Genomic DNA, 14043 nt, shown 5'->3' with positions numbered 1-14043 from the left:
ATTAAATATTTGTGCGAACGATCTTCGGTTTATATCCGTGATCTTCAAGGGTTTTTATTATCTGCTCCTTGTGGTCGCTACCAAATGCCTCCAATGTAATTCTGAGTTCTACCGCAGCACTTCTGTTAATTGAAACGAACTGATTATGCTCAAGCTTTATGACATTACCGTTTGTCTCGGAAATAACCTGTGCAACCTGTGCGAGCTGTCCCGGCTTGTCAGGAAGCAGCACTGAAACAGTGAAAATACGGTTTCTTAAAATAAGTCCCTGCTGAACAACAGAAGACATGGTGATAATATCCATGTTTCCGCCGGAAAGTACGCATACGATTCTCTTATCTTTCTCATGCATCTGCTTTAAAGCTGCTACTGATAAAAGGCCTGAGTTCTCAACAACCATCTTGTGGTTCTCAACCATATCAAGGAAAGAAACTACAAGATCTTCATCGGGAACAGAGATAATCTCATCAATATTTTCCTGAATATAAGGGAATATCTTTTCTCCCGGAGTCTTAACTGCTGTACCGTCAGCAATTGTATTAACAGTAGGAAGTGTAGTAACCTTGCCGTTTTTAAGGCTCTCAGCCATGCAGCTTGCACCCTGAGGTTCAACGCCTATTACCCTTATCTTGGGATTTAATAATTTTGCAAGTGTGCTGACACCTGTAGCAAGGCCGCCTCCACCGATGGGAACCAGAATAATATCAACTGTAGGAAGTTCTTTTATTATCTCCATGGCAATTGTGCCCTGACCTGTTGCTACGTCGAGGTCGTCAAAGGGATGAACAAAAGTATAACCGTGCTCATCTGCAAGCTTAAGCGCATACTCGCAAGCTTCGTCATATACATCGCCATGAAGGATAACCTCTGCTCCGAGAGCTTTGGTCCTGTTTACTTTTATAAGAGGAGTAGATGTAGGCATAACGATCGTTGCCTTGACCCCATAACTTTTTGCCGCAAAAGCAACGCCCTGTGCATGGTTGCCTGCAGATGCGGTAATAAGTCCTTTTTCTCTTTCTTCATCGGATAAAGTAGAGATTTTGTAATAAGCTCCCCTAACCTTATATGCGCCTGTTCTCTGAAGATTTTCAGGCTTAAGGTAAACTTTGTTACCTGTAGTATTACTCCAATAATCGCTGTAGATAAGCTTTGTATCGAGTGTAACTTTTTTTACATCTTCATATGCTTCCTCAAAAGCCGGAAGTGTAAGAGACTTTATTTCCCCTAAAGACATATGCTCCTCCTTGCCCTACTGTATTATGAAAACAATGCATCAACAAATTCATCAGACTCGAAACGCTCAAGATCTTCAAGTCCTTCTCCGACACCAATGTATTTAACCGGAATATTGAGCTCTGAAACAATCGCAACTGCAATTCCGCCCTTGGCTGTTCCGTCAAGCTTGGTAAGTACGATACCTGTAAGATCTGCAACTTCTCCAAACTCCCTGGCCTGTGAAATCGCATTCTGACCTGTGGTGCCATCAAGTACGATAAAGTTTTCCCTGCGAATTCCGGGAAGCTCTTTATCTATTATCCTGTTCATCTTGGCAAGCTCTTCCATCAGATTTTTCTTATTATGGAGTCTGCCTGCAGTATCTATCATCAAAATATCGCAGTCTCTGGATCTGAAGGCATTTACAGCATCATATATGACACTTGCCGGATCAGCTCCGTCTTTTCCTGCAATAAGCGGAACTTCCGCCCTGTCTGTCCATTCTCTTAACTGCTCTGTAGCACCTGCTCTGTAAGTATCTGCAGCTGCAACAAGAACCTTCTTTCCTTTTTTCCTGAAATGAGCCGCAAGCTTGCCGACTGAAGTGGTCTTACCTACGCCGTTTACACCTATTACGAAGATAACGGTCTTATCGTTCTCAAAATCATAAGCATTGTCATCTGTTCTCATCTGCTCTCTTATGTTTGAGATCAAAAGCTCTCTGCACTGCTGGGTATCGGTTATATGTCTGTCCCTTACCTGTTCCCTTAGTTTATCCATGATCCTGCTGGTAGCATTGATACCAATGTCTCCCATGATAAGAGTTTCTTCGAGTTCTTCATAGAAATCCTCATCAATGCTGGTAAAAGAACTAAGGACATTATTTATTCCCTTTACTACACCGTCTTTAGTTTTCGAAAGACCTTCTGTAAGTTTGGCAAAAAAACCGTTCGACATTAGTTCGTAAGCTCCTTATCAATCAAATTAACACTAACAAGTGTGGATACACCCTTCTCCTGCATGGTGATACCATAGAGTCTGTCGGCGCTTTCCATTGTACCACGTCTATGTGTAATTACAATAAACTGTGTAGACTTTAACTTGTGCAGATAATGTGCAAATCTTACTACGTTATTTTCATCAAGCGCAGCCTCAATCTCATCAAGAAGACAGAATGGTGAAGGCTTAAGGTTCTGGATCGCAAAAAGCAGTGCGATCGCCGCAAGTGCCTTCTCACCACCGGAAAGCTGCATCATGTTAACAAGCTTCTTTCCCGGAGGCTGAGCATTGATCCTGATTCCTGCTTCAAGTATGTCCTCATCCTCAACAAGTTCAAGAGTACCTTTACCGCCTCCAAACATCTCTTTGAACACCTTGTCAAACTCGTTCTGGATCTTGGTAAACTGCTCCATGAACTGCTTTCTCATTGATTCATCAAGTTCTGTGATAATATCTCTAAGCTGTTTCTCAGCCTCTACCAGATCATCATGCTGAGTCTTCATGAATGTGTATCTCTCCATAAGGACTCTGTAATCCTCAATGGCATTTACATTGACATCACCAAGTTTTCTAATGGTGTCTTTTAATGAGTTAATGCGCTTCTTCATAGCAGACATATCTGTCATTGACTCATCTCTCATGGATGAAGCATCTGTAAGAGTTATCTCATATTCATCCCACATATAATTTATCTGGGTTTCTATGGATTCCTTGATTCTCTCACATCTGGCATTTAATCTTGTAACTTCCTTATCAAGACCGTTCATGGTCTGGTTTAGTTCTTCCGTCTGTTTAAAGAAGTTCTTCTGAGAAAGAGTAAGTTCTTCTTTTCTCGCCTTTTTGTCTTCAAGTTCCTTGCCTGCATCACTCTGAACATCAACCGAAGTCTCAATAGTTAATTTGATCTCCTCGATATCTTTTTTCTTCTGATCAAGAAGCTCTTTGTTCTCATTCATTGCAGTGATGATCTCATCAAGAGCTTTCTTTTCTTCACTTATCTCGCCTTCTATACGATCGACATTTTGCTGCTCGAATGAAGCCTTCTGAAGTATCTTCTCGTATTCGATATCCCAGGATGAAACATTCTCGGACTCTTTTTCTTCTGCCTCGTGGAGCTTTTCCAGTTCTGTCTGGAACTGCGCAACCTTTGCAGATTCCTCTTCCTCGGTCTTTATAGAAAGCTCAAGAGATTTTTCTGCTTCTTCCTTCTCGGTCTTAATATCAAGCATCTGCTTCTCAATGCTTTCACTCTCTGTCTTAAGGTCTGTGTAATCGCCCTTTTGCTTTTCCTGGCGCTCCTTCTCATTCTCAACATTTATTCTTGCAGTATTCTGCTCGATAAATTTTGTCTGGAGAAGACCTCTTAATTCCTCAACAGTTACTCTCAGTTCATTTCTTCTCTTCTTTGTATCTTCTATTTCCTTTTGATAAAGTGCGATGTCTTCTTTGCATTTCCTAATGTTCTTTTCAAGCTCATCCATCTCACGTCTTCTACCAAGAAGATTGGAGTTATTTCTGAAAGTACCACCACTTATGGCACCACCGGGAACAAGAAGTTCACCTTCGAGGGTTACCATTCTGATAGTATATTTATATTTTCTTGCGATCAAAACCGCGTTATCAACCGTATCGACAACTACAATCCTTCCAAGCATGGCTTTGGCAACGCTTCTGTATCTGTCCTCAGTTTCAACAAGTTCATCTGCCATTCCGAGTACACCCTTTTCATTTAAGGCCTCCTGAGCCTTGAACTCCTGAGGGTCTCTGATACTTGTAAGAGGAAGGAAGGTCGCACGTCCTGCCTTGGAGCGCTTTAAGTATTCGATCATTTCCTTGGCTGTATCTTCATCGTCAGTAACGATATTCTGAATATTACCGCCAAGCGCAATCTCGATAGCTGTCTCGTACTTGGGCTGAGTCTTTATGATATCGGCAACTACACCTATGATGCCTGGTGTGTCGTCCTTTCGCTCCATTACTTTCTTTACACTTCCGCCGTAACCTTCATATCTTTCAGTAAGGTTAGAGAGCGCATCAAGTTTGGACTTTTCCTGATGATACTTATTTTGAGCATCACGAAGCTTAGTATCCTTGGCAGATAACTTATCACGAATACCTGCAAGCTCATTCTCCGAATCCTTCTGCTTCTGATTCATTGTACGGATTTCAGCTGTGATATCATCAAATTCTGCCTGGAGCTTTTTAATGATCTCTTCCTGCAAAGACTCATCGGATCTGGCTTTTACAAGCTTTCCTGTGAGTTCTGCTTTTCTTATATTGATCTGCTCCTGCCTTGTATCAAGTGATGATAGCTTTGATTTGATAGTGGATCTGTCAGACAAAGTCTGGATTATCCTGCTCTTACAGTTTTCTATCTCAGTATTTGTTTCATTTATCTTCTCGATTATTCCGTCGAGAGTTTTTCTGGCACCTGCTCTGTCATCGGAAAGGGCTGATAGCTCTTTATCAATTACTTCTTTTTCCTTTAAAACAGCCTCTTTTTCCTTTTCCTTCTCGGCTATTTTAGCTTCTTCGTCCTTTTTCCTCTTCTCAAAATGAGCAGCTTCATTTGTTGCTGATTTTATCTGCTCATTCATGATGCCGATCTGACCTTCGAGTTTTTCTCTCTTAATTGAAGTATCCGTTATCTTAGCTCTGACTTCTTCAATATCATGATCGAGAGTTTCGAGTTCTTCCTGGATCTTCTCATACTCAGCTTTGGTGTCATCATACTTTTCTCTGGCATCTTCAAGCTGTTTGGAAGAAATCTCAAGGTTTTTCTCTGATTCAAGGAGCTGTTCCTTCTGGGTTCCGTTCTCTAAAAGGAACATGTTAACGTCAAGAGTCTTTAACTCTTCCTTGTTCTTAAGGTATATCTTAGCAATCTCAGACTGCTTTTCAAGAGGTTCTACCTGCTTTTCAAGCTCTGAGAGGATATCGCTTACACGAACAAGATTCTGTTTCTCCTGCTCAAGCTTTTTGATAGCGGTATCTTTCCTTGACTTGAACTTAACAATACCTGCAGCTTCATCAAAAAGGTTTCGTCTGTCCTCGGGCTTACTGGAAAGAATCTGATCGATCTGACCCTGTCCGATTATTGAATAACCCTCTTTACCGATACCTGTATCAAAGAAAAGCTCGTTAACATCTTTCAAACGGCAGATATTGCCGTTAATCATATATTCACTCTCTCCTGAACGATATAGTCTTCTGGAGACAGTTACTTCATTATAATCAATAGGAAGTGCATGATCTGAATTATCAAGAGTGATAGCAACATACGCGTAACCAAGAGGTTTTCTCAGTTCTGTTCCCGCGAATATTACATCTGTCATGGTACCGCCACGGAGCTGTTTAATCCTCTGTTCACCAAGAACCCATCTTACAGCGTCCGCAACGTTACTTTTACCTGAACCGTTAGGTCCGACGATACCTGAGATTCCATTGTGGAACTCAAGTTTTATTTTATTTGCAAACGACTTAAAGCCATGAATTTCTATGCTTTTTAAATACATATTACTGTTTCTTTAGTTCCAGGATAGCCTGATAGGCCGCCTTCTGCTCTGCCGCCTTCTTTGTTCTACCTGACCCCTCTCCCAATTTTTTATCTCCGATATAAACCGCAGACTCGAATATTTTATCATGTTCGGGTCCTTTTTCGCCACAAATTTCATACCGTATTTCAACATTGCCGTCGCGCTGCACAATTTCCTGCAGTACTGACTTGCTATCGTAGAAAATCTGTTTCTCTTCAGGATTGTCCAGAATGAATTTCTCGATATGCTTCTTGGCAGCTTCAAGACCGCTGTCAAGGTAAATGGCTCCGATAATGGCTTCCATGACATCGGAAATTATAGATTCTCTGTACCTTCCGCCCGTCTGCTCCTCACCTTTTCCGAGAATAATATACTCCTCAAGATGAATGTTTGATGCGCAGTAAGCCAGTGCAGGTTCGCAGACCATAGATGCTCTCATCTTTGTCATCTCGCCTTCACGTTTATCCGGATATTTATTGTATAAATATGTGCTTGAAACAAGCTCAAGTACGGCATCGCCCAAAAACTCAAGTCTCTCATAATCGCCGCGCTTATTTATCTTTTGTTCATTGGCAAATGATGAGTGAGTAAGTGCCTGTTTGAGCAAAAGTGTATTCTTAAAGGTATATCCAATCTTATGCTGTAATTCTGCAATCTGTTCTTCAGTAACCATACCTTTTATCTCCTCGTATATTATGTATTGGCACGATTGCTCCGCAATCCTGCCCTATCGGTCGGAACCATTCCAAATCATGACTTCGTCATGATGGTTCCTCCCTTCAAAGAAAAATGATATGAGACAGAGCCATCTAAGAAGCCCTGCTTCATATCATTCATGATAACAAATAAATGTTGTTCAGGCTTCTTTTCTTGCCTTCTTAAGAAGCTCTACCGCTTCACCTACTGTAGTAATGCCTTCTGCAAGATCTGCATCGATTTTAACATCGAATTCATCCTCTATTCCCATGATGATCTGGAAAACGTCAAGAGAATCAGCACCAAGATCGTCTGTAAAAGTAGACTCCATTGTGATCTCATTCTCATCAACATTAAGTACGCCGGCGATAACTTCTTTTAACTTCTCGAATTCCATAAGTTCTCCCATTCCTTTTATGTATTTCTTTTAAAAAGTCTAAATCAGTATCTGTTTTTTCAAAAAACAAAAACCTATTTTATATGATAAAGAATATAATACCTTTTATCCTATGATACAAGTATTATTTTCACTAAGAAAAGCCCCTGTCATTTGTAAAATGTTTAGTTCTCAGTGCTGATTGATTCTTTGATCTTCTCAGCGATATTCTGCTCAGTAAATGTCACACACTGAAGTATGCTGTTCTTAATTTCAACGGCCTTCGAACTTCCGTGAGTCTTAACAACAAGACCTGTAAGACCAAGCATCGGAGCGCCTCCGTACCGGTCCATGCTGTAATCCTTAAGGACATTTTTAAGAGTGGGCTTTATCAAAAGACCTCCGATCTTGGCCCTTAAGTTGCTCATAAGTCCCTTTTTAACTACTTTAAGAAGGGTTGTCGCAACGCCTTCATACATCTTAAGGATAACATTTCCCGTAAATGCTTCACATACGATTACATCGCAAACGCCGTTTGGAATATCCCTTGCTTCAACAGATCCGATAAAGTTGATATCAGGGCAGTTTTTAAGAAGCGGGAATGTCTCCTTAACAAGTGCGTTGCCCTTCTCCTCTTCAGCACCGATGTTTACAATGCCGACTGTAGGATTTTGTATACCACAGAAATTCTTCATGTAAACCGATCCCATCTTCGCAAACTGAACAAGATGAGAAGGTCTGGCGTCCACATTTGCGCCGCAGTCTATAAGAAGTGAAACGCCCTTCTCTGTGGGAATAAGCGGTGCAAGAGGTGATCTTTCAACGCCTTTTATCCTGCCGATTATAACCTGTCCGCCAACAAGTGTTGCACCTGTGCTTCCGGCGGAAACGTATGCATCACATTCGCCATGCTTAACAAGGAACATAGCCTTAACTATGGATGAATCCTTCTTGGTTCTTATTGCCATTACAGGCGGTTCTGCCATCTCAATTTCCTCTGTGGCATTAACTATCTCTATTCTGTTTTCATCATATGTATATTTGGAAAGCTCGTCCTTAATGACCTGTTCTTTTCCAACAAGAAAAATCTTTACTTTGTCTGATTCATTAAGTGCGTCGATAGCGCCTTTTATAATTTCCCCGGGTGCATTGTCGCCGCCCATTGCATCGAGTGCAACTCTCACAAGATCTGCCATACCGTCCTCCATAACAATCTTTTTTACTTAGTATGCTCAAGGCACACTATATATTTTACACAATGTTTTATTTATTGCAATTCTGAGAATACTTCTTTGGTGAAATGCCAACTGACTTTGTAAAGGCTTTTAAAAAGTTACTATAGTCTGAAAAGCCGCATTTCTCGCACACTTCACTGACGCCGTATCCTTCTGCCAAAAGCGACTTTGCGATACTGATCCTTCTGGCAGTTATATATTTATTTATTGTTGTTCCCGTTGCATTTTTGAATATCCTGCAGATGTAGCTGTCGCTTAGATAAAAATGTGCTGACAGCATCGAAATACTTACAGGATTTTGAATATTGTTATTAATATAAGATAAGATAGCGTCAACCTGTTCGTTATATGTTGACTGCATACCGGCATTGCCTTCTTCTTTATCCCTTATGATTTTTCCTATCATAACAAACATCTCTGTAAAAATTGCTTTTTCGAGAAGGTCGTGCCCATATCCGTTACTTGTTAATATCTTATTTATGAAATATAAAAATCTCGACTGTTGCTCTTCCTTAAGACTTATCTTATGAGAAAAGCCCTCTCCCCTGTCTGTAAAGCAAAAATCAAGAGAAGTCTCATTACTTGAAAGAGATCTCATAAAATCAGGATCTATCATGATGACGATCCTTTCATGGACTTCCTTATCTATCTGCGTAAGATAATGAGAATCATACTGATTAATAAGGAACAGATCTCCGGGTTTTATGTCATATACTCTGTTGTCTATAAGAAACTGTTTACCTCCGGATATCGAGAAATACACCTCATAACAATCATGTATATGCATTTCCATCGCTTTCTCATCCTTATATAGATGTGCGATCGAAAAGTATTTATTTTCCATACATTCAAGCATTGCCTGCTTACATGAGTTAAGTTCTTTCATATTTCTGCCTGATTTATTATTTTAGATATTTTTTAATATAAGAAGAAAATTCTTATATGATAAAAAACTCATTGACATTAACGATTACAACGCATATAATAGCATGAGTGTGTTAACTAATGCAAATGACCATTTTATGGTTCATGATATGAACGCTGTAAGGAGGTGTTACCGAATGTCTATCTGCCCGAAGAATAAATCTTCCAAGGGACACAGAGACCAGAGAAGAGCTAACTGGAAGATGTCTGCTCCTACACTGGTTAAGTGCAGCCACTGTGGTGCTCTTATGCAGCCTCACAAGGTATGTAAGAAGTGTGGCTACTACAATAAGAAGAGCGTTGTAGTAAACGAAGATTAATTTTAAATCGAATCAAAAATAAAGGGTTGTGAAAAGATGCGAGATCATTTTTTCACAGCCCTTTTTTGATTCAATTAATTATTATTGGCTTCTATTATCCAGTCTTGATTAAATACAACACTTTTATAAAATAAATGTCACTCCGGAAACAGTAGCCAACCTCTCTTTTTTATATAAAACTGAGAGCTTCTCAAGGCATTCGTCATACATTTTGCGCATTGCTTCATTTCTCTGCTCTTTCTTAACTTCTGCTTTACGTGTATCCTGAACATCGTGAAATCTCATAATCTACCCCTTTCATGGTCATGTATCTGACTTATGTTTGCTGTCTTTTGTTTTCTTTATGACCTAAGGATATACCGAATTATGAACCCAAAACACAATATTCATTTGTTTTTATATATATTTATTTGGCAAGCCTCGAAAAATGTTTTTGGAAGTGCTCTCTTCTATATTCTTTGGGTGATTTCTTCTCCATCTTTGAAAAAACAGCCGAAAAATGGCTTTCATTGGCAAATCCCAGATATTCGGCAATATCCGTGCATGAGTATTCATTAAATGTCAGAAGATGCTTTGCCGCATTTATCTTCTTTGCTTTAATGTATTCAGAAACAGATACTCCCACTTCTTTCTTAAAAACAGTTGATAGCCATGAAGCATTCATCTCAAGCTCGGTTGAAAGATCCTGAACAGTGATCCTGTCATGCATATGATTATCTATATAGTTCATACAGGCTATGACTTTGGGAGAAAGCTGAGTGCTTTTGCCCTTAATAGCCTGCATTCTCTTGGTGTAGTCAATCATCATCTCTTCATATACTTCAGTTACTTCCTCTACAGTTTTGCATTTATCCATTTTTAAAATATACAGATCGGATAAACCATAGGATTCGTCTGCCGGCATTCCGGCTTCAATACAAAATCTGCAGCAGGAAGTTATACTTGATACAAATAGATATTTTCTCTGTAATAAGGGTGATTCGGAAAGCTTAGGGAAAACACGGCTTCTATGCTTTATCAGATCACTTTGAACAGTCTTGATATCCCCAGCTACAACCGGTCCGAAATCTGACATCTCTTCGCTAAGAGTAGCATGAACTATGCTGTTTTCACGCTGATCAAAAAGATACTGAGAAAGACTGCTGTCCATCTTTTTTAAAACATTCTCATTAATCTGTATCTTCCCCGAACTTTTATTCATCCCGCATCCTCCCGCAATTTAAGGTGACAAATACTAATGAAAATATTTTATCATAATTTTTTTATTGAAGTAGTGACATAACGCCATTTGTTGTCTGATTTGCCTGAGCAAGCATAGACTGTCCTGCCTGTTTAAGGATATTTTCCATGGAATGCTTGACCATCTCGTCTGCCATATCCGTATCTCTTATCCTTGATTCTGCGGCAGTGGTATTTTCCACAATATTTCCAAGGTTGTTGGATGTATGCTCAAGCCTGTTCTGATAAGCGCCAAATAATGAACGCTGAGCTACAACTTTTCTGGCTGCTTCATCAACAAGGCTCATTGCATCTTCGGAATTATCAATGGTCAATACGTTCATGTCCTCAATACCAAGACCCAGATTAGAAAGGCAGGCATAGTCAATGAAAATCTTAACCTCCATATCAGCTTCAGGTGCTGTATGAATATTTTTGTGAAGGTCCTTATACCCTACAAGTACTGAATGAAGCACATTTTGAGCAGTTTGTTTAGGAACAGAAACATAGAGTCCGGATAAACTAACGGAATCGCTTGTTCCGGTTCCGCTTTCAGGACTATCTGTATTTCCTATATTACTTGCGTATAGATCTGCGCCTGTGATTTTTCTTAGATTATTAAGAAAATCAGCAGAATGCTGAACGCCTTCTTCACCGTAGAGTGTAAGTGAAAAAGATCCGTAATTGTCATTTCCCGACACAAGATTATAATTAAGCCGAAGCGCTACCGTGTCATCTCCATGTGAGTCAAAGCTTTGAAGAAGTCCGCCAAGATCAGGATTTGCGGAGTTTGTTTCAAGTAGCTCTTTTATGCCGGAAGCTGAAAAATTTGTAAAGCTCTGATCAGCATCACTGATCGCATTCATATAATATTTAACACCATTGGGATAGGTATAGCCTTCTTTTCCCCACCATCCATCATTTGAAAAATAGTTTCTACCCCAGTTTTCACCTCTTGTCTCATCATCTGTTTTTACCCTGTCGCCAGGGTCAAAATCTTTTACCCATTTAGTCATGGTAACACTGCTGGGGACGGCATTTACTGTAATCTTAGTATCCGGATCATCTCTTTTTGCGAATTCAAAAGTAAAGGTGAGTTTATTAGCGGAATCAGTATCAGTATCGCCAATTTGTGTCATGGATTTAAAACCGGCAAAAGAAGTGTCGGCATTGCCCTCAAGATTTATATTACTTTTCTGAATACCTGTAGAACTTATACTAAAACTCGCGCTTACAGCATTTGTTCCATATATTTCAGCGGATGTAGGTTTTTGCGGATATGCATAAACTCTGGCCTGAGTTACATATTGCCTGACCTCATCAAATGTAGTGTAAGGCGTCGTGCTATAGCTGATATTGCAGTTTAAGCCTTTAAATTTGGGATCGTTAAGCTGAGTATCTGACAGATGGTCTTTCAGATTCATAGACATGCCGGCTGTATTTGGTGTCGGCCATGGAATTGGCTCAGAATAATATGTATTTCCATCGATGGCATTCCATTTAAAGCGAACGCCGTCGCCCGTCTCTTCTAATTGAAAACCGTCTTTTGGCCATGTTTTCACGTTATCAGCAGTAAGCTCTGTTGCAGGATGGCTGTAATTAATTGTAACTGCATAATAGTCAACATTTTCAACAACATCCTTCATATCCGGAATACGCTCCCAGATAAGGCTGTCGTTAAAAGATGTAGTCTGAAAAACTCTCTCTGCTTCCGCTTTTAACTGCTGGACTTCATTATCGATCGCTTTTCTGTCGGAAGGCGAATTTGTCCCATTTGCAGACTGAATAGCCAGAACCTTGATCCTGTTGAGCATATCACAGACTTCATTAAGTGCGCCATCTGCCACCTGGCAAAATGAGATTCCGTCAGAGACATTATCTACACCCCTGTCCAGACCTCGCATCTGTTTACGCATTTTTTCAGATATCGAAAGCCCTGCTGCATCATCTCCCGCTCTATTGATTTTATACCCTGATGCCAGCTTTTCTGCAGACTTTTGAACATTAAGATTAGTTATGCCAAGCATTCTGTTGCCGTTCATAGACTGCATATTATGTTGTATACGCATTTAATCGAATCCTTCCGATTACTTGATAACCCAATAACTTTGCTATCTAATATATCGGAATATCTACTATAAAATTTATATAAAAATCCCACATACTTTGAGGTCATGTAACTAAACCAAGATCCTTTAAGTAAGTGGGATTTTTATATAATGAAAATTTACCAGATTCTGTAGTTGCCTGACAGAGCAAGGAGCGCAAATATATACAGGCAGTTATCGTAGTATCTTCTGACTCCGCGTCTAAGAGGCTGATTCCAGAACCAGTTAACCCATTTTGAAGCCATAGCAAAATCGCTGTTTTCTTCATCACTATATGGAACAGAAAGCGCACTCTGAGCTATTGTCGAAAGAAGTCCAAGCGGATGAAGAACCGGCTTTTCAAGAGGAGTTCCGTCAACCTTGTAAGCGCATCTTACAGCTTCAAGATCTGTACCGAAAAACTTCATCATACGAATCGGAATCCGGATCTGTCCCTCATCTATTCCAAACCATTCAGCATCAAGGCCTATGTTTGCATAGGTTCTGTAGGCATCACTGAAGAAATCTCCAAATTGTCCCCAGGGAAGTTGCTTGTCCATAGGGCTTCCGTCAAAATTTGCATATTCAGGATTAAGTCCTGTCTCCTTATGGCAGGCTGTTACAAGGAATTTCCTGCTCACAGAAGCTGCCTCTTTGAAGAATTCCTTATCCTCATCATTTGCCCATAATGCAAAGAGCTCATAGAAATGAGGTAAATGATAAGAAGGATCTGTATGCGGACTTCCTGGAACAAAAAGAATCTGCTTGTTGTCTCTGTTCCACATAGGGCATCCTGCTCTTCCATTTTCACCCTTGTGAATACAAGCGCTTAGGATACTTCTCGCCTCTTTGCTATATTCAAATATACCTTCTCCATCACCCCATCTGTGAGATGCAAAGAAAAGAGCCATTGCATAAAACTCCTCACCGTCAGGCGCAGGACCCATGGCATTTTTTGTTCCGTCTGTCTGACAGGACCATGCAAAATAGCCCTCGTTTTCGCCCTCATCCATGAACATGTATGTTTTGGACCACTTCCAGATCCTGTCAAACTCTTCCTTCATGTCAAGCTGAACGCACATCATCATTCCATAAGACATACCCTCTGTTCTGGCATCGTTGTTGCCTGTGTCGGTAAGATATCCCATATCATCACCGGCTTCATGATATATTCTCTCTTGCTCATCATAGAAAAAAACATCTACTGCCTTTTTTATCTTATCTTCAATCTCTTTATCAGTCTTACCAATCTCTTTAAATACATTTCTGTATGTTTTGCTATCAAATGCACTCACTAAATTTCCCTCCTGAATGTGATTAAAAATCCTCTTAAATACTTACATATATAGAATCTTAAGTCTTTCAAATTTTTGCTTTAAGTTCAGTAATTATTACCTTTTTAAAATATGGCACAAAAAGAAGGCTTTCAGATTCAAA

The 14043-nt window shown here is 39.9% G+C and carries 12 protein-coding genes and 1 pseudogene; 1 reads left to right on the top strand and 12 read right to left on the bottom strand.

From position 1 onward, the window contains the following. Nucleotide 1: 1 nt before the first annotated feature. From ilvA to T543_RS03655, 7 genes are all read right to left on the bottom strand, one after another. The gene (gene ilvA, locus T543_RS03685) at nucleotides 2-1234 is read right to left on the bottom strand and encodes a threonine ammonia-lyase (RefSeq protein WP_035765953.1); all 1233 of its coding nucleotides are present in this window, start codon (nucleotides 1232-1234) and stop codon (nucleotides 2-4) included. Nucleotides 1235-1257: 23 nt separating this feature from the next. Further along, nucleotides 1258-2172: a signal recognition particle-docking protein FtsY gene (gene ftsY / locus T543_RS03680; RefSeq protein ID WP_035765952.1), complete on the bottom strand. Its 915-nt coding sequence runs from the start codon at nucleotides 2170-2172 to the stop codon at nucleotides 1258-1260. After that, nucleotides 2172-5729 (bottom strand): chromosome segregation protein SMC, encoded by a 3558-nt coding sequence (gene smc, locus T543_RS03675; RefSeq protein ID WP_035765951.1) that lies wholly within the window; start codon nucleotides 5727-5729, stop codon nucleotides 2172-2174. The genes ftsY and smc overlap by 1 nt, the downstream gene beginning before the upstream one ends. Nucleotide 5730: 1 nt before the next feature. Then, complete coding sequence (rnc, locus tag T543_RS03670; protein ID WP_035765950.1) at nucleotides 5731-6423, bottom strand: ribonuclease III; 693 nt, start codon at nucleotides 6421-6423, stop codon at nucleotides 5731-5733. Between the two features lie 183 nt (nucleotides 6424-6606). Further along, on the bottom strand, nucleotides 6607-6843 hold the full coding sequence (acpP, locus tag T543_RS03665; protein ID WP_035765949.1) for an acyl carrier protein: 237 nt from the start codon (nucleotides 6841-6843) through the stop codon (nucleotides 6607-6609). Between the two features lie 164 nt (nucleotides 6844-7007). Next, nucleotides 7008-8018 carry a phosphate acyltransferase PlsX gene (gene plsX / locus T543_RS03660; RefSeq protein ID WP_035765948.1) on the bottom strand — a complete coding sequence of 337 codons (1011 nt, stop codon included), beginning with the start codon at nucleotides 8016-8018 and terminating at the stop codon, nucleotides 7008-7010. A gap of 67 nt (nucleotides 8019-8085) precedes the next feature. Next, nucleotides 8086-8943: an AraC family transcriptional regulator gene (locus T543_RS03655; RefSeq protein ID WP_035765947.1), complete on the bottom strand. Its 858-nt coding sequence runs from the start codon at nucleotides 8941-8943 to the stop codon at nucleotides 8086-8088. A gap of 175 nt (nucleotides 8944-9118) precedes the next feature. Here T543_RS03655 and rpmF point away from each other — a divergent pair, with 175 nt between their 5' ends. Further along, on the top strand, nucleotides 9119-9301 hold the full coding sequence (rpmF, locus tag T543_RS03650; RefSeq protein WP_035765946.1) for a 50S ribosomal protein L32: 183 nt from the start codon (nucleotides 9119-9121) through the stop codon (nucleotides 9299-9301). 123 nt (nucleotides 9302-9424) lie between these two features. Here rpmF and T543_RS15825 read toward each other — a convergent pair whose 3' ends face one another. From T543_RS15825 to T543_RS03630, 5 genes and pseudogenes are all read right to left on the bottom strand, one after another. After that, nucleotides 9425-9586, bottom strand: coding sequence for a hypothetical protein (locus tag T543_RS15825; protein WP_155843149.1), 162 nt, complete (start codon nucleotides 9584-9586; stop codon nucleotides 9425-9427). 121 nt (nucleotides 9587-9707) lie between these two features. Then, the gene (locus T543_RS03645) at nucleotides 9708-10502 is read right to left on the bottom strand and encodes a helix-turn-helix domain-containing protein (protein ID WP_035765945.1); all 795 of its coding nucleotides are present in this window, start codon (nucleotides 10500-10502) and stop codon (nucleotides 9708-9710) included. A gap of 61 nt (nucleotides 10503-10563) precedes the next feature. Further along, nucleotides 10564-10926 carry a flagellin gene (locus T543_RS16650; protein ID WP_442856084.1) on the bottom strand — a complete coding sequence of 121 codons (363 nt, stop codon included), beginning with the start codon at nucleotides 10924-10926 and terminating at the stop codon, nucleotides 10564-10566. A 1275-nt stretch (nucleotides 10927-12201) separates the two neighbouring features. Next, nucleotides 12202-12570, bottom strand: a pseudogene (locus T543_RS16645) (flagellin N-terminal helical domain-containing protein); the annotation flags it as partial. A 176-nt stretch (nucleotides 12571-12746) separates the two neighbouring features. Continuing rightward, nucleotides 12747-13901, bottom strand: a complete 1155-nt coding sequence (locus T543_RS03630; RefSeq protein ID WP_081829926.1) for a family 8 glycosyl hydrolase — start codon at nucleotides 13899-13901, stop codon at nucleotides 12747-12749. Nucleotides 13902-14043: the final 142 nt, after the last annotated feature.

It is taken from the genome of Butyrivibrio sp. NC2002, assembly GCF_000702265.1.
Lineage (GTDB): Bacteria > Bacillota > Clostridia > Lachnospirales > Lachnospiraceae > Butyrivibrio.
The sequence above is the reverse complement of the archived record's forward strand: the minus strand, read 5'-3'. Positions and strand labels throughout refer to the sequence as shown.

Excerpts from the sequence above, each read along its gene's own strand:
- smc (WP_035765951.1), bottom strand. The coding sequence starts at position 5,729 with ATGTATTTAAAAAGCATAGAAATTCATGGCTTTAAGTCGTTTGCAAAT.
- T543_RS03655 (WP_035765947.1), bottom strand. The coding sequence starts at position 8,943 with ATGAAAGAACTTAACTCATGTAAGCAGGCAATGCTTGAATGTATGGAA.
- rnc (WP_035765950.1), bottom strand. The coding sequence starts at position 6,423 with ATGGTTACTGAAGAACAGATTGCAGAATTACAGCATAAGATTGGATAT.
- ilvA (WP_035765953.1), bottom strand. The coding sequence starts at position 1,234 with ATGTCTTTAGGGGAAATAAAGTCTCTTACACTTCCGGCTTTTGAGGAA.
- plsX (WP_035765948.1), bottom strand. The coding sequence starts at position 8,018 with ATGGCAGATCTTGTGAGAGTTGCACTCGATGCAATGGGCGGCGACAAT.
- T543_RS16650 (WP_442856084.1), bottom strand. The coding sequence starts at position 10,926 with ATGGAGGTTAAGATTTTCATTGACTATGCCTGCCTTTCTAATCTGGGT.
- ftsY (WP_035765952.1), bottom strand. The coding sequence starts at position 2,172 with ATGTCGAACGGTTTTTTTGCCAAACTTACAGAAGGTCTTTCGAAAACT.
- rpmF (WP_035765946.1), top strand. The coding sequence starts at position 9,119 with ATGTCTATCTGCCCGAAGAATAAATCTTCCAAGGGACACAGAGACCAG.
- acpP (WP_035765949.1), bottom strand. The coding sequence starts at position 6,843 with ATGGAATTCGAGAAGTTAAAAGAAGTTATCGCCGGCGTACTTAATGTT.
- T543_RS15825 (WP_155843149.1), bottom strand. The coding sequence starts at position 9,586 with ATGAGATTTCACGATGTTCAGGATACACGTAAAGCAGAAGTTAAGAAA.
- T543_RS03645 (WP_035765945.1), bottom strand. The coding sequence starts at position 10,502 with ATGAATAAAAGTTCGGGGAAGATACAGATTAATGAGAATGTTTTAAAA.